This window comes from Serratia microhaemolytica (assembly GCF_004011885.1).
GTDB lineage: Bacteria > Pseudomonadota > Gammaproteobacteria > Enterobacterales > Enterobacteriaceae > Serratia_G > Serratia_G microhaemolytica.
The window spans coordinates 1-15,421 of sequence record NZ_SBEF01000051.1; the positions used below are offsets into that span (position 1 = coordinate 1).

General features: G+C 48.5%; 11 protein-coding genes and 1 pseudogene. 8 read left to right on the plus strand and 4 right to left on the minus strand.

Annotated elements, in window-relative coordinates:
* The 7 genes and pseudogenes from EOJ37_RS12970 to yajD form a co-directional block, all read left to right on the plus strand.
* Positions 1 to 117, plus strand: a pseudogene (locus EOJ37_RS12970) (IS5/IS1182 family transposase); the annotation flags it as partial.
* An 868-nt stretch (positions 118 to 985) separates the two neighbouring features.
* Positions 986 to 2,158, plus strand: a complete 1,173-nt coding sequence (locus EOJ37_RS12975; protein ID WP_127960336.1) for an ABC transporter substrate-binding protein — start codon at positions 986 to 988, stop codon at positions 2,156 to 2,158.
* The gene (pgtB, locus tag EOJ37_RS12980) at positions 2,155 to 4,143 is read left to right on the plus strand and encodes a two-component system sensor histidine kinase PgtB (protein WP_127960327.1); all 1,989 of its coding nucleotides are present in this window, start codon (positions 2,155 to 2,157) and stop codon (positions 4,141 to 4,143) included. Before EOJ37_RS12975 ends, pgtB begins: the two co-directional genes overlap by 4 nt.
* Before the next feature lie 3 nt (positions 4,144 to 4,146).
* The gene (gene pgtA, locus EOJ37_RS12985; protein WP_127960328.1) at positions 4,147 to 5,391 is read left to right on the plus strand and encodes a two-component system response regulator PgtA; all 1,245 of its coding nucleotides are present in this window, start codon (positions 4,147 to 4,149) and stop codon (positions 5,389 to 5,391) included.
* Between the two features lie 369 nt (positions 5,392 to 5,760).
* Complete coding sequence (gene murQ / locus EOJ37_RS12990) at positions 5,761 to 6,669, plus strand: N-acetylmuramic acid 6-phosphate etherase (protein WP_127960329.1); 909 nt, start codon at positions 5,761 to 5,763, stop codon at positions 6,667 to 6,669.
* A 2-nt stretch (positions 6,670 to 6,671) separates the two neighbouring features.
* A complete protein-coding gene (gene murP, locus EOJ37_RS12995) occupies positions 6,672 to 8,144 on the plus strand; it encodes a PTS N-acetylmuramic acid transporter subunit IIBC (RefSeq protein WP_127960330.1) in 1,473 nt (490 codons plus the stop codon).
* A gap of 159 nt (positions 8,145 to 8,303) precedes the next feature.
* A complete protein-coding gene (gene yajD / locus EOJ37_RS13000; RefSeq protein ID WP_127960331.1) occupies positions 8,304 to 8,645 on the plus strand; it encodes an HNH nuclease YajD in 342 nt (113 codons plus the stop codon).
* A gap of 103 nt (positions 8,646 to 8,748) precedes the next feature.
* On the opposite strand, the gene pepB is transcribed toward yajD, so the two are convergent.
* The 4 genes from pepB to traT form a co-directional block, all read right to left on the minus strand.
* Positions 8,749 to 10,041, minus strand: coding sequence for an aminopeptidase PepB (gene pepB, locus EOJ37_RS13005; RefSeq protein WP_127960332.1), 1,293 nt, complete (start codon positions 10,039 to 10,041; stop codon positions 8,749 to 8,751).
* Between the two features lie 285 nt (positions 10,042 to 10,326).
* Positions 10,327 to 10,527, minus strand: a complete 201-nt coding sequence (gene iscX / locus EOJ37_RS13010; protein ID WP_127960333.1) for a Fe-S cluster assembly protein IscX — start codon at positions 10,525 to 10,527, stop codon at positions 10,327 to 10,329.
* 160 nt (positions 10,528 to 10,687) lie between these two features.
* Positions 10,688 to 11,317 (minus strand): LysE/ArgO family amino acid transporter, encoded by a 630-nt coding sequence (locus tag EOJ37_RS13015; protein WP_127960334.1) that lies wholly within the window; start codon positions 11,315 to 11,317, stop codon positions 10,688 to 10,690.
* 588 nt (positions 11,318 to 11,905) lie between these two features.
* Positions 11,906 to 12,643 (minus strand): complement resistance protein TraT, encoded by a 738-nt coding sequence (gene traT, locus EOJ37_RS13020; protein WP_127960335.1) that lies wholly within the window; start codon positions 12,641 to 12,643, stop codon positions 11,906 to 11,908.
* Between the two features lie 766 nt (positions 12,644 to 13,409).
* Here traT and EOJ37_RS13025 point away from each other — a divergent pair.
* Positions 13,410 to 15,421 (plus strand): autotransporter outer membrane beta-barrel domain-containing protein (locus EOJ37_RS13025; RefSeq protein WP_476707485.1); only part of this gene is annotated, 2,012 nt, incomplete at its 3' end.

The following is a 15,421-nucleotide window of genomic DNA, read 5'->3' on the forward strand; positions in this document are numbered from 1 at the left end:
TGGCTTAATCGATATCGTCGTTTATTGGTTCGCTGGGAGAAAAAGGCTGAAAATTACGAGGCCATGTTGCATTTTGCCTGCGGACTTATTGTGTGGAATAAACTCCTATTGAGATAGGCTCTAAATAACCTAAGAAAATGCTCATCAAAGCCTGCATCCGATAGCGTTGATAGGTTACCTGAACTTGGTCAGGTGCCACTTTTTTCACGGTGACATCAGATTTAAATAGTGAAAACATGTTATTCCCCTGTAAGACGTGATCAACATGAGATTAATAACCTAATTGATTATTAATGATTGCCTTGAGCCGATTCGACTGCGACAAGACATTGGTGGAGGATCTAATTAATTATTCGATAAAACAATATGAAAAATATGTGTCACTTTTGACTCAAATAAAAAATAAACAGTCAAAATTTGACTCATTGCACTGCGGGTTTATTGTTTACTATTCTGGCATAGAGCATATAAGCTGATATTTTTGCATGATTAATATGCCACTTTATATTGGCTTTTGGGGGGGTGATGAAATATAGCTATACTTTTTAATGTATTAAAAGTATCATCGCGGTTTTTATCTCTGTTGTTTAACCTTGCGGAGATTACAACATCGTTTGATGTTATTGCGCCAGCAGTGCGCATTTTTATCTCAAACGGTGTCTGGCTGTTTTTTTTATTATTTCAATTCTGTGAAATATATCACAGTTTAGCATTTGGTTATTTTGCAATAACCTCTCCCAACCTGCCCCTTCGCAGGAAGAGAAGCTAGACAATGCTTTTGCTGTGATCAGGGGAAAAACATCAACACGTGCTCAGGTCAAATACCGTTTTTGGTTAAAAACCGTTGGTGATCTTGCCTCGATAGGCTGTTGATATCAACCTAATAAAAAATAAGGGGATTGTTGTGTATCTGCGCGTTATTGTTACCGTGGTCATTGCTCTGCTGGGCGTCACTGTCACTGAGGCCAAAACAGCAGAACTGGTGATGGCGACCACCTTCTCGTCTGAGGCGACGGCGCATATCATCAGCCACTGGCAACAGCAGCCACAGGCGAAAACCATCCGCACCCTAAATCGAACCAGTGCGTCACTGCAACAACTGCTTGGTGCTGGCAACGGTGCAGGGATCGACCTGATCCTTACCTCATCACCGATGTTGCTTCACTCTCTACAACAACAGCAACGTTTGGCTGATTACCCGGAAGCGCCACAACAGTCACAATACTGGGTGCCAGAGCCGATCCGTCACACTGCGGTTGCAATCGCGATCTCAGGTTTTGGCTTACTACTCAACCGTAGCCAACTGCAACAGCAGCAGTTACCACTACCAACGGATTGGGATAGCTTGAGCCAGGCGTATTATCAGGGCACGCTACTGATGAGCAGCCCGTCTCGTTCTAATACTAATCATCTGATGGTTGAGTCATTATTACAGCAACAGGGTTGGCTACCGGGTTGGCAGAAACTGCTGTCTGCTGCCGGTAATTTGATCACGATTTCATCGCGCAGTTTTGGTGTGGCTGACAAGATAAAAAATGGCTTAGGCTCCATAGGATTGACCATTGATAACTACGCCACTCCGCTACTGGAACAACCCCATTTCAGCTTTCACTATTTTCCGGATACCCCAGTGTCGCCGACCTATATCGCGCTGATGCGTGCGAGCCGCCATCCAGCAGAGGCACGGCGCTTTATTCAATTCTTACTTAGCCCACAAGGACAGCGCTTGTTGGCCGATACCCATACCGGTAAATATCCGGTGATGCCGGTGGCAGAGGGCCAGCCAACAGCGGCACTACAGCAGGTTCGATTGCGTCAGCAGATGCTGTTAAAGCAACCGCAACTGAATTATTCACTGTTACTACAGCGCCAGCGGTTGATACAAAAGCTGTTTGATACCGCAATCAGCTTCCGGTTGTCACAACTGCAAGATGCCTGGCGAGCGTTGCATAGCGCGGAGCAACGTTTACAACGCCAGTTACCGCAGATCCGCGCACTGTTAACCGCGATCCCAGTGACAGAAGCTGAAAGTGAAGATCCGCATTACCTGCAACAGTTTCAACTGCATCACGTCACCGAACAACAGGTGATGCTCTGGCAACAGTTTTTTCAACATCAGCAGAGAGAGGCGATCAAACAGCTTGAGGCGCTAAGATGAGTCGACTGTTGTTGCGTCAGATAAAACGGATGAGCATCAGTGGATCGCTGCGTATGGCATTCATTGCTGGGGCCTTGCTGACATTAACCATCAGTGGCGTCAGTCTGTACGCATGGCAGCAGCAGGATGAGCAAATTCGCTATGCGCTGAGTGACTATTTTCCGCGTGTGAAAAACGCTTTTGCGATCGAAAACAGCGTGAATAGATTGGTTGATCAACTGAATGAATTCTTGCGTGCAGGCAACACCGATCGCCGCCTGCAACTGAAAAACCAGATAGTGGCACAGCTTGAGCAAATTGAGCGAGTGGCGCTGCGTCTTGACAGCGCAGAACGTGCGCAGTTGCAGGCGATGTTGACAGAGAGCCGTGAATTGTTGAATCAGCTAGATAGTGCGCTCTACAGCGTCTTTGTCGCTGGTGAGAAAGTGCATGAGATCTCAGCGCGCCTCAGTTGGTTGCATGATGATTTCAGTACCGAACTCACTTCGCTGATAGAGGATTTAAGTTGGCAGCAAGGTTCACTGCTGGATCAAATGGAGCAGGCAGGTCAGGCAATGCCACGCTTGCAGGCTAGCCTGCGAACAATACAGCGCGAACAACAGCAGATTTATGCGCTGGCGCGGATAGAAAACCAGATTATCGATACCTTGCGTGATCACTTGAATCAGTTGGTCTCGCACAAACAGCCAGTTTCATTACAGGAGCATTCGCGTTATCTCAACGGCTTGAAAAAAACGGCGGCAGAAAGTGTGCAGCTACTGGCTGCTTATCCGAGTACGGTAACGTTACGACAGACGATTGATGAGTTGCTAGAGATCGGCATCGCTGATCAGCATATGCCGATGGTAGTGAACAACTATCTACAAGCTCATCACACTCTGGTGCAAGTGACGCAGGCAAAAGAGGAAGCGCTGGCATATCTGCGCGCCCAGTTGGGATCACAACTCAACCATAGCCATCGGCAGATGCAGCATCTTCATCATCGCCTCGAACAGATCGTCGATCTGAGTGGCGGGGTGATTATTCTAACGACACTGCTGGCGCTGTTGTTGGCCTATTTGCTCAATCATTACTTTATCCGCTCGCGTTTGGTAAAGCGTTTTACGCTGTTAAATCAATCAGTAATCCGAATTGGTTCAGGTGACGCCAACACAAGTATTCCGGTATATGGCGTTGATGAATTGGGGAGGATCGCGCGTCTGTTACGGCATACACTTGGCCAGTTAAAGCAGCAGAACGTTAAATTACAGCAACAGATTGTTGAAAAGCATCAGATTGAGTTGCATTTGCGCACGACGCAGGATGAATTGGTTCAGGCAGCCAAACTGGCGGTAGTAGGGCAGACCATGACCACATTAGCGCACGAGATCAACCAGCCACTCCATGCGTTATCGCTCTATTTGTTCAGCGCAAAACAGGCAGTGGAGCAACAGCAGCCTGACTATGCGATGAGTGCCTTGACAAAAGCCAGCACGCTGATTGGTCGAGTTGATAGTATTATCAGAATGTTGCGTAATTTTACTCGCCGAGTAGAGTCGGATGGCCGATTGCAGCCTGTTGATTTACGTCAGGTATTGCTGGTCGCCTGGGAGTGGCTCAGCTTTCGCCACCAGCCACTCAGTGGCGTCTTGAAGCTACCACAGGGCACGATCAGCGTGCAGGGTGATTTGGTGGGTATCCAACAGGTGCTGGTCAATCTGCTCAATAATGCGCTTGATGCTTGTCCAACAGCACCAGTGATAGAGCTGAACTGGCAACGTAATGGTGAACACTGCCAGGTGATGCTTTGGGATAATGGCACTGGCTGGCCGTTGGCACTGGCCGATTCGCTGCTGAAACCGTTTACCACCAGTAAGGAGATCGGATTAGGTATTGGGCTGTCGATCTCGCATTCGCTGATGCTACAGATGCAGGGTAGCTTGCATCTGGCTTCTACCATGACGCAGAACGCCTGCGTTGTATTACAGTTTCAAGCGACGGATTGAACCATGTTAACTGCACAACAGCATATTGTTTTAATTGATGATGATCGTGATGTCCTAGATGCTTACACCCTGTTGCTCAACCAAGCGGGTTATCAGGTCTACGCTTGCAGTAACCCGCTGTTAGCAAAAGAGTTGCTTAGCACCGATTGGCCGGGGATCGTGATCAGTGACGTCTGTATGCCAGGTTGTTCGGGTATTCAGCTAATGGAGCTTTTGCTGGCGCGTGACAGCCAATTGCCGATTTTGCTGATCACCGGTCATGGTGATGTGCCAATGGCGGTTGAGGCGGTAAAAAAAGGTGCTTGGGATTTTCTGCAAAAACCGGTTGATCCGGCGCAGTTATTGAAACATGTTGCGGCAGCATTGGCTCAACGGCAGTCACTGATTGCGCGACGATGTTGGCAATCGCATCAGTTGCAGCAGCATCTGGTGGGCGATAGTGAATCGATAAAGCAGCTTAGGGAACGTTTACAGCAGCTAGCGAGCACGGATTTGCCAGTCTATCTGCATGGTGAATCAGGCGTAGGGAGAACCTTGGCAGCACGCTACTTGCATCGCTTGAGCCAACGCAGTGAACAGCCGCTGATTATCGGTGAGTTGACTGCCGATGGTTTAGCTCCGCTAGAGGTATGGATTGAGCAGGCTAAAGGCGGAACGCTGGTCTTACGTCACTTAAGTCATCTTTCTGTTGCCCAGCAAAACCGTTTGCTTCAGCTACAAGGGCTGGAGCAGAAAGCTTTCCGCTTGATCGGTCTTGATCGTAGTCCGTTGCTGGAGATGGCAGCTAACCATATTATTTTACCTGATTTTTATTACTGCTTTGCGATGACGCAAATGCGTTGCCCAACGCTTGCTCAACGTCCTGAGGATATAGAACCGCTTTTCCGGCATTATCTGCAACAGGCATGTTTACGGCTAAACCAGCCGCTACCGACACTGCCCGATCGGATGATAAAACGGTTACAGCGCCGTATTTGGTCGAACAATGTCCGTGAGTTGGCGAATGCAGCCGAGCTATTTGCTGTTGGAGTGATGCCATTGGCGGAAATCTCAAACCCACTGTTGCAGCCATCGCAAGCGCTACCGCTGGAACAACGGATTGAGGAGCATGAACGTCAGATCATCACGGAGGCATTGAATCTTCACCAAGGGCGGATTAATGAGGTAGCACAATATTTGCAGATCCCACGTAAAAAGCTCTATCTACGCATGAAGAAATATCAGTTGGACAAACAGCACTATCGTTGAACAGCGGGTACACTGCGGTTTCATCCGTCTGTGGCATGTTGGTGACCGCTGCTCAGTCACACAATACTGGCCGACAGCTTGATACTGGCGAACAGCTCACTCAATCGGCACCGATTGATAGCTGCCATTTTGTGAGCTGTGTTCTAATTCCTAATTTTGGTCATTTCCAATAATTAGCCATCTGTGCTAGGTTTGATCACATGACTTAATTCGCGCTAAGCATTAAGCGGGTGTCAGTTGCTGGCGGTGTCTATTTTTAATGCAGGGTATTAGGCCAGGATGGCTTTTTGCTATCGACCATCATCTTGTTTATCTGTTGGAAAACAGTGTATTACCAAGATTAAAATCTCAACAAAGTGAACCCTCACCATGAAGATTAACTTAACTAAAATGATGACCGAAAGCCGCAATCCGGCCAGTGATCAAATCGATACACTGCCCACGCTGGAGATGCTAGCGGTAATCAACGCAGAAGATAAAAAAGTGCCACTGGCGGTTGAAGCCACACTGCCGGAAGTGGCGAAAGTGGTGGATCGGGTAGTGGCAGCATTCGCCGACGGTGGGCGGTTGATCTATTGTGGTGCTGGAACCTCTGGGCGGTTGGGGATACTCGATGCCAGCGAATGCCCACCGACCTACGGCACGCCACGTGAGCAGGTTGTCGGTTTGATCGCTGGTGGGCATGCTGCAATCTTACAAGCGGTGGAAAATGCAGAAGATAACCGCGAACTGGGTAAACAGGATCTGTGCAATATCAATTTTAATCAGCGTGATGTTCTGGTTGGGATCGCGGCCAGCGGCCGCACACCTTACGTACTGGGTGCAATGGCTTATGCCCGCAGTGTCGGTGCGACAGTGGTGGCGATCTCCTGTAATCAGAACAGTGAAATGAGCAAAGCGGCAGATATCGCCATTGAACCGCTGGTGGGGCCGGAGGTGGTTACCGGATCTTCACGGATGAAAGCGGGCACGGCACAAAAATTGGTGCTGAACATGATCACCACCGGAGCGATGATCCGCAGCGGCAAGGTGTACAGTAACCTGATGGTTGATGTTGAAGCGACCAATGCGAAACTGCTACAGCGCCAGGTCAACATTGTGGTTGAGGCCACCGAGTGTAGCCCAGAAGCTGCTGAACAGGCACTGAATGCTTGTCAACGTCATTGCAAAACCGCGATTGTGATGATTTTGGCCGGATTTTCCGCTGAACAAGCCAGAGCGGCGTTAGCGAAAAATCAGGGTTTCATTCGTCACACGCTGCAAGGAATACAGGCATAATCATGGCAAAAATCACAGTATTAATGATCGAACAGATTCTGCAGTTGGTCGGTGGTGGACAGAATATCCTTATCTGTGGCAACTGTATGACCCGGTTGCGCCTTACCCTGAAAGATCGCCAATTGATCCAACTGGAGCAACTGAAGAAGATCCCTGGTGTGATGGGGGTGGTCAATGGTGATGATCAACTGCAGGTGATCCTCGGCCCAGGCAAGGCCCAGACTGCCAGTGAGATGATGAATACGCTGCTGCAGGCCGAGCCTGCTGTTAGCGTTGCAGAGTTTGAAGAGAGTGACGATGAGCCACTGCAGGCCGATTTGCAGCAATTGGCTAGCGCACACAAGAAGCAACTGAAAGCAAAACAGAACAGTGCGATCCACAACTTTTTGACTAAGTTTGCTACCATTTTCACCCCGTTGATCCCTGGTTTTATCGCCGCTGGGCTGTTGCTCGGTATCGCTACTCTGTTGCAACAAACGTTGGTTAACGATGGTGTACCCGCAGTGGCCTGGTTACCGGCGTTGATCGCCTACATGAAGGTGTTCAGCATCGGCCTGTTTACTTTCCTCAGCATCCTGATTGGTTTTAATACCCAAAAAGCGTTTGGTGGAACAGGTGTGAACGGTGCGATTATCGCGTCACTGTTTGTGCTGCGCTATGTGCCGGAGGGCACAGTCGGCTACTACGCTGGGATGAGTGACTTTTTCGGCCTGGCGATAGATCCACGCGGTAACATCATTGGCGTCTTGCTGGCCTGTATACTGGGTGCTTGGATCGAAAAGCAGGTGCGGCGCATTATGCCGGATAACCTGGATATGATCCTCACTTCAGCAGTGACGTTGCTAATTACTGCCGCGATCACGTTTGTCGCTATCATGCCGATTGGCGTGCAGTTGTTTAATGGCATGTCTTGGCTGTTCCTGCATTTGAACGGTAACCCATTTGGTACCGCGATCCTGGCTGGGCTATTCCTGATTGCGGTGGTGTTTGGTATTCATCAGGGTTTTGTGCCGGTCTATTTTGCCTTAATGGATGCCCAGGGTTTCAACTCACTGTTCCCGATTTTAGCGATGGCGGGTGCTGGCCAGGTTGGTGCTGCATTGGCACTGTTCGTTCGCTCACCAAAAGGATCTGTGCTGCGTACTCAGATCAAAGGGGCGATTTTCCCAGGCTTTTTAGGCATTGGTGAACCGCTGATCTATGGTGTTACGCTGCCGCGTCTGAAGCCGTTTGTCACTGCCTGCTTAGGTGGTGCGGTCGGTGGTTTCTTTATCGGTCTGGTTGCCTGGATGGGATTGCCGATTGGGCTGAATACTGTGTTTGGGCCATCAGGTTTGGTGTCGATCCCATTGATGACTTCAGCACAGGGCATCTTTCCCGGTATGCTGGTTTATGTCGCGGGGGTGTTGATCTCTTATAGTGCAGGATTTATTTTTACCTGGCTATTCGGCAGTAAAAATGTTGATTTAAGCTAATATTCAACGACTTTGGCGCTCTGGTGTTATCCTGTTGGCCCAGAGCGGCTACTGGTAGCAGTGCAGTTTCAACCGCGGTATTGGCTTGCTGTCTGGCGATTTTAAACGCGAATTTGTGATAACATCCGGCGTTATCTTATCCTGACTTTGTAGGTTGCTATGGCATACATTCCAAAAAATTACGCGAAACTGGAAGTGGGTTATCGTGAAAAGGCGTTAAAACTTTTCCCCTGGGTGTGTGGCCGTTGCTCGCGCGAGTTTGTGTACTCCAATCTGCGTGAGCTGACTGTACACCATATCGATCATGACCACAGTAATAACCCTGAAGATGGCAGCAATTGGGAGATGTTGTGTCTCTACTGCCATGACCATGAGCATTCCAAGTACACCGAAGCGGAACAGTACGGCTCCAGTGTGGTGGCGGGTGAAGATGCTCAGAAAGAGGTTGGTGTAGCAACGCACAACCCGTTTGCCAACTTGCGTGAGATGATGAAAAAGTAGTTCTCACATCATGCTTTGTTGTTGCGCTCTGTTGTAGCGTATTGTTGCTTCTTCAGCCGCAGAGCGGGCGGCTGAGTTCTCCATCAGCGTGCCTAGAGTGCGGCTATTGTGCCTTTTTCAGTAATAAATTGGCGATTGCGCGCACCCCTAAACCGGTTGCCCCTGCCGACCACTGCTCTACCGCACTTTTACGATAGGTAGCGGAGCAGTCGATATGCAGCCAGCCCTGTTGGTAATTATTGACAAAGTAAGAGAGAAAAGCAGCAGCAGTGCTGGCGCCAGCACTATGAGCGGCAGCGGCAATGTTGTTGAGTTGCGCGAAACTGGAAGGCAGTTGTGAACGATGAAACTCGGCCAATGGCAAGCGCCAGAAGGGTTCATGTTCTTGCTCGGCACTTGCCAGCAGATCGGCCGCTAACTGATCATCGAAGCTGAGTAGAGCGTGGTAGTCATTACCAAGCGCGGTTTTAGCTGCTCCAGTTAGGGTAGCACAATCGATGATCAAGCGAGGTTGTTGTTCGCTGGCATCGATCAGGCCGTCAGCCAATACCAGACGTCCTTCCGCATCGGTGTTCATCACTTCGACCGTTTTACCGTTGCGATAGTGAATAATATCACCCAGCTTAAATGCATTGCCGCTCACCAGGTTATCCGCGCAGCAGAGAAACAGTTTCACCCGCTGCTGTAAGCCGCGCATCACCGCTAATGCCAGTGCGCCAGTAATGGTTGCGGCACCGCCCATATCGGATTTCATTGAATCCATAAAATGACTTGGCTTCAGACTATAACCACCAGAATCGAAAGTGATCCCTTTCCCAACTAGGCAGGCAAACACTGCGGCATTGCTCTCCCCACTGGGGTTGAAATCGAGCATTAGCAGCACCGGTGGACGTTCAGAACCACGGCCAACACTGTATAACCCACTGTAATTCTGTAAGCGTAGATCTTCACCTTTGGTAATGCGATAGCTCACGGCATCACCTGCAATCTCGGTCAGTAAGTCGACAGCACGGATCGCCAGTTGCTCTGGGCCAAGCTCCTCTGCTGACATATTGATGGTATCGCGTACCCAGTCGATCACTTTCAGCCGCTGCTGTAGTTGTTGCTGTTCTGGCGCTGGCAATTCAGGCCACTCAACACGACGATCTGCTCTCGGAGCACGAAAACCTTGCCAGAATGCCCAACTCTGCTCCAGTGCCCACTCTTCGCCGGTCAATTTGACATTTCTGATACCTTGGCTATCGATGCGGCGCGCTGCACGTTGGATGGTTGCCAGTGGGTCATTAGCAAGATGGATAGTGATACCGTGTTCATCGCTGCTGAGCAGGGCGTTGTCACCCCAGCGAGCGTCTGCTGGTTGGTTAGAGAGTCTGATGGGCATCATTTCGGTTGTCATAGCGTTACTCCATTTATCGACATAAATCGCGCGAATTCACGCAGTAAGAGCCTATTCTTATCAGTGTTATTGCGACAGCCAGTTGAGGCACTGCCAGCAGAGAGAAACGGCACTGTATACTCGGGAGTTGAGGAAATTGCATTCAGCCCGAAGATAACATAGCAACAAGAATAGCGCTGTTCGGATCGGCTCTAAGTCAGTGAGGTAATGATCTGCCCTGGTTGGTGATTTGGATCATTACTGCTGTAGGTTGTTAACAACCTACAGCAACGTGAGCTAGCGATACTACTCAGCTTCATCGAGCCAGACCAGCAGGATCGCCTCAAGTATTTTCTCATTTGAAGCGTGTGGATCATCGTCAAATTCTTCCAGTTGGCAGATCCAACGGTGCATATCGGTGAAGCGCACCGTTTTGGGATCCGTTGCCGGATAGGCTTGGTAAAGCGCCTCACCAATTTCACGGCTATCAGTCCACTTTAATCTCATTAAATCCTCCAGATTAATAGGCAGTGTGTTGCCTACTTTAGTGCGTCATTATGGCATTTGTGTGACAACAGTAAAACCGACGGCTGGACGCCAGATAACATTTTAGGCGTGGAGGCGTTTATCGAATGCGGTTGCGTGCATCAGCGTGGTTAGTGATCGGTTAAATCAGTTGCCAGACAAACGTTGCTAAGCCAAACGCGATCCACAGCATAATCACGCCAATGATAACATCGAGGATACGCCACGTATTCGGTTTGGCAAACAGTGGTGCCAGTAACCGTGAGCCATAGGCCAAGCCGAAAAACCAGAGCGCGGAAGCGAACAATGCACCGAGAAGGAACTGCCACTTCTCATTGTAGGATAATGAACCAGCAATACTGCCAATCACCACCACGGTATCAAGATAGACATGTGGATTGATAAGGGTAATCGCCAGTGTAGCAGCTACGATAAGCCAGCGACTCTGAGTGTCGTTGCTTGCGTCCGTGGCGGTTAACTGAAGTTGTCCACGCCAGGCACGTAAAAAAGCGGAGATACCATACCAGAGTAAAAAAAGAGTACCGAGTATACTGATCAGTATCATCAAACTGCGGTTGGCACCGATAGCGCTACCAAAACCAAATACCCCAAGTATCATCAGTAAAAAATCACAACTGAAGCAGGTTAACGCAACCCAAAACGGGTGATTGCGCAGTATTCCCTGTTTTAATACAAACGCATTTTGTGCACCGATCGCGACAATCAAACCCCCAGAAATCATAAAACCATACACAATTGTTGCACTATTCATTAAACAGCATCTTCCTATTGTTCAGTAACACTATGTGGCATATTTAATAAAAACCCCACAATCGATATTGTAGGGTTAAGTAATTTATCCTGAATGGCTAAAAATAAAAACTATAATTTTTGATAACACAATACTTTAAGACCAAATATCCACATGGTGGATTTACCCCAAGGCAAACGCACGAACGTTTTTTAACCAAAAACAGTATTTGACCTGAGCACGTGTTGATGTTTTTCCCCTTATCAAAGCAAAAGCATTGTCTCGCTCCTCCCCCTGCAAAGGGGGAGGCTGGGAGGGGGTATTTCAAAATAATCAAATGCGTTAAAACCCCACCCTAACCCTCCCCTTATTAAGGGGAGGGAACTACCTGGCTCCTCGTATTGTGGTACAGAACAAACTTTAGTTAATAATCGATTAAAAAACGTTCATGCGTTTGCCCTGGTTACTGCGTGTTGACAGTGTTTAAATGGCACTTACCGGGAGAGTATTTACTGGGAGATAGTACGGCACAACATGCATCAATCATTTGAACAGCAAAATTAATTTGCCTGTTGTGCTTTCATTATCGGGGAATTGATTATCAGCCTATCAGAACATATTGGCTACCGATTTTGCCAACTGATCTTCCAGTACTGGTTTGGCCTCTTCAAACTTAAGATTCACTTTGTTGGCTGAAGAAACAATTCGAGTCAGGTAATTATGCCGATTACCCGTCTGGACACTGCTCTGGGATTTATTCCCAGAAGTTCCCTGCTTTATCCGGGCGGAATTATAGGTTGTGACAGCGGTATCCGTTTTTTCAGCAATCATCACATCAGTGACCATGGTGTAGTTAACATCTTCAACCAAGATATCTGCAACCATTCCGACTAGGCCAGCAGCCAGTCCAACGCCGAGCACAGCACCCGCTGAATTTGAATTATAGGCAGTGATCCCGGTTCCTAACGCAGCGCCAATCACCGCACCCTGATAGCCTTGTTTCAGAAAATATTGAGAAGTACGCAGATCCATTTTATCGGCTTTGAGCACATTCGCCTGGAGCCAGTATTGTGCGTTTTCAGGAGCGGTGGTGAGGGTATAGCCTTTTTCTTGCACCGCTCTTGCTACTTTATCCTGAAGCTCGGGCAGATTTTTATCCGAAGTGTTCCTAATTTGCAGATAAACGGTTTTATCGGAAGAAGGCTCTAACCAGACGGTATCACTCATCTGTGTTTTGACTTCCAGGTTGCGTTTTTTCACTGCGGTACTCATGGCACCACAACCAGACAGGATGAGGGTTGAAGATAAAATAATGGTGATTGCTGTTATTTTGATATTTATTTTCATAATAAAACACTCCTTTTTATTTATAAAATAGTGCATCAAATAATTAAGAATCGATGACATACTACCTGAATGACAGAATTCACAACGCCATATAGAAAATGAAAATCGGCGTTGGTCATTCTACAATCTATTGCTAACTAATAAAGTGATAATTTTTTGATTGCTCAAACACTCGGATATGGCGAGTACTTAATAACGCGAGGGTTAGAGTGGGGTTTTAAAGCATTTGATTATTTTGCAATAACCGCTCCCCCTTTCGCAGAGGGCGCGGCTAGACAATGCTTTTGCTGTGATGAGCGGGAGAACATAAGCACGCGCTCAGGTCAAATACTGTTTCTGGTTAAAAAACGTTCGTGATCTTGCCCTGTATGGTATTACCGTAATACGGGAGTACGGCGACTGCCTGACACGGCTTGATAACCTAGCGCAGAGGGTGAATTTGTAGCTACAGCGGTAACTCTCCCTACCGGCTCACTGCCCCACTGCCCCACTGCCTGCTGTCCCTACCGACTCATACGTGTTGGCATGAGTGTTTTTTATTAACATATGATTAACTTTTGCGATAAATAAGCACACATTTTTTAAAAAAATGACACATTTTCAGAAAACATCGTTTAGATCACTTTTCGAGCAATCAATTAAGTGTATTAACTAATTTTGTCGATGGTGGAGGAACGTATTGTCGATATAAGCACCGCCAACAAGCAGTTTAGTACCTGCATTGGCAGTGTGGATTGCATTGAATTCACTTAAGAGAATGTCATCCATGTCAAAAATATCACCTGACTCGATTGATCGAGTATTCCCCAGCAGCAGAGCGCTGCTCAGCACTCTGGTACTTTCCACCCTGGCAGGCAGCGTGCAGGCAGGCACCTGTGTTGAAATTTCTGCCAACAACTACCACTGTTCTGGTGCAGCGGCGAGCAGTGATCACCAACAATCGCTAAGAGGCAGTAACCTGAATGTCACCACCGAAGCGGGGTTTGCGCTCAGGGAAGGCGTATCTTTAAACAGCGAAGGTGGTTTGAATTTTGTTGATAACTATCAGTCGATAATTTCCGGTGGAATTTCTGCTCTGAACAGCGGAGGCGGAGCACTCTCGATCACCGCTAGTGGAACAGTGGTTGACAACCATGGGAATGGTATTCAAGCAAACAACGAGTTTGGTGATGTAACTATTAATGCGGCTGAGGTAACCGGAGGAGATAGCGGGATTATGGTTATAAACCTCCCCCTCATACCTTACGGAGCCGGCGCACTCTCGATCACCACTAGCGGAAAAGTAACCGGTAATGCTGATTATGGCATTGCTGCTATCAATGACGGTAGCGATATGACAATTAATACGGCTGAAGTGTGGGGCGGCAAAGGGGGGATTTATATCAGCAATTCCGGCAGCGGTACACTCTCGATCGCCAGCAGCGGAAAAGTCACTGGTAGCATGAACTATGGCATACTTGGTTTGAATGACGGTACCAACCTGATCATTAACACGGCCGAGGTATCGGGCGGAGCATCGGGGATTCACGCAGCAAATAACGGCAGCGGTACACTCTCGATCACCAGCAGCGGAAAAGTGACTGGCGGTACTGAGGATGGCATTTGGGCTTCCAACAACGGCAGTGACCTGACCATTAACGTGTCCGAAGTATCGGGGGAAAGATCGGGAATTCACGCAGAAAATAACGGCAGCGGTACACTCTCGATCACCAGCAGCGGAAAAGTGACGGCAGGCGATTACAGCGCTATCATTGCTATTAATGCCGGTACTGATCTGATTATTGACGTGCGCGATGTGTCTGGCGGTGATTTCGGAATTGGAGCTCACAATACTGGAAGCGGTATGCTCTCAATCACTTCTGGCAGAGTAAACGGTCGAACCGGCATTATTGCTGATAATTCGGGTACTGATTTGGTGATCAACAGTGCGGGCGTGTTAGCGCAACAGACGGGGATCTATGCTGTGCATCGTGGTCGTGGTGAACTGGCGATCACCACGACCGGATCGGTCATCAGCACCAGCCATCTTGGTATCCAGGCCTTTAGCAGCGAAGAGAGCACCGGTCTGACGATCAATGTTACTGATGTCTATGGTGAATACGGTGGCATCTATGCCGATCACCATGGTGCGGGCACACTCTCAATCACCACCTCTGGCTGGGTCAGCAACCACATCGGCTCGAAAGATGATGCAGCCATCAGGGCTTATAATTTGGGGCCAGACGAAATAGAGATCAATATCAAACAGGGCAGCGTGGTTGAAGGGGGCAAAGCGGCAATCTATGCGAATAGCACTTCAGGCACCTACATCAATAATGCCGGTAGACTGCGTAACCTTTCTGAATACTCGGCGGATACTGTGATTGAAACGAGTGGTGCGGCTGCGGTGATCACCAATCAAGGGGAATTACACGGTCGGGTGCAACTGGCGAACGCAGTCAACAACCTGTTTTTTAACCTCAGCGGCGCACGTTGGGATAGCTCGGGCGGCTTCAATGAGTTCGGTGAAATAAACAGTATCTTGATGAACGATGGGAGTTTGATTACCGCTAATCGTTCCGCCCATTCTCCACAGACCACCACGTTTAATAATATCGGTTACCTGATCAATGCCGGTGAGCTCACCATGGCCAATGGCCAAGCGGGCGACATCACAGTGATTAACGGTAACTACTCGGGCGGTGGCGGCACACTGGTGTTTGATACGGTGCTGGGTGACGACAACTCATTGACCGATAAACTGGTGATTAATGGCAACAGCTCGGGTGTCAGTTTTGT

Excerpts from the sequence above, each read along its gene's own strand:
- EOJ37_RS12975 (WP_127960336.1), top strand. The coding sequence starts at position 986 with ATGGCGACCACCTTCTCGTCTGAGGCGACGGCGCATATCATCAGCCAC.
- pgtB (WP_127960327.1), top strand. The coding sequence starts at position 2,155 with ATGAGTCGACTGTTGTTGCGTCAGATAAAACGGATGAGCATCAGTGGA.
- pgtA (WP_127960328.1), top strand. The coding sequence starts at position 4,147 with ATGTTAACTGCACAACAGCATATTGTTTTAATTGATGATGATCGTGAT.
- murQ (WP_127960329.1), top strand. The coding sequence starts at position 5,761 with ATGAAGATTAACTTAACTAAAATGATGACCGAAAGCCGCAATCCGGCC.
- murP (WP_127960330.1), top strand. The coding sequence starts at position 6,672 with ATGGCAAAAATCACAGTATTAATGATCGAACAGATTCTGCAGTTGGTC.
- yajD (WP_127960331.1), top strand. The coding sequence starts at position 8,304 with ATGGCATACATTCCAAAAAATTACGCGAAACTGGAAGTGGGTTATCGT.
- pepB (WP_127960332.1), bottom strand. The coding sequence starts at position 10,041 with ATGACAACCGAAATGATGCCCATCAGACTCTCTAACCAACCAGCAGAC.
- iscX (WP_127960333.1), bottom strand. The coding sequence starts at position 10,527 with ATGAGATTAAAGTGGACTGATAGCCGTGAAATTGGTGAGGCGCTTTAC.
- EOJ37_RS13015 (WP_127960334.1), bottom strand. The coding sequence starts at position 11,317 with ATGAATAGTGCAACAATTGTGTATGGTTTTATGATTTCTGGGGGTTTG.
- traT (WP_127960335.1), bottom strand. The coding sequence starts at position 12,643 with ATGAAAATAAATATCAAAATAACAGCAATCACCATTATTTTATCTTCA.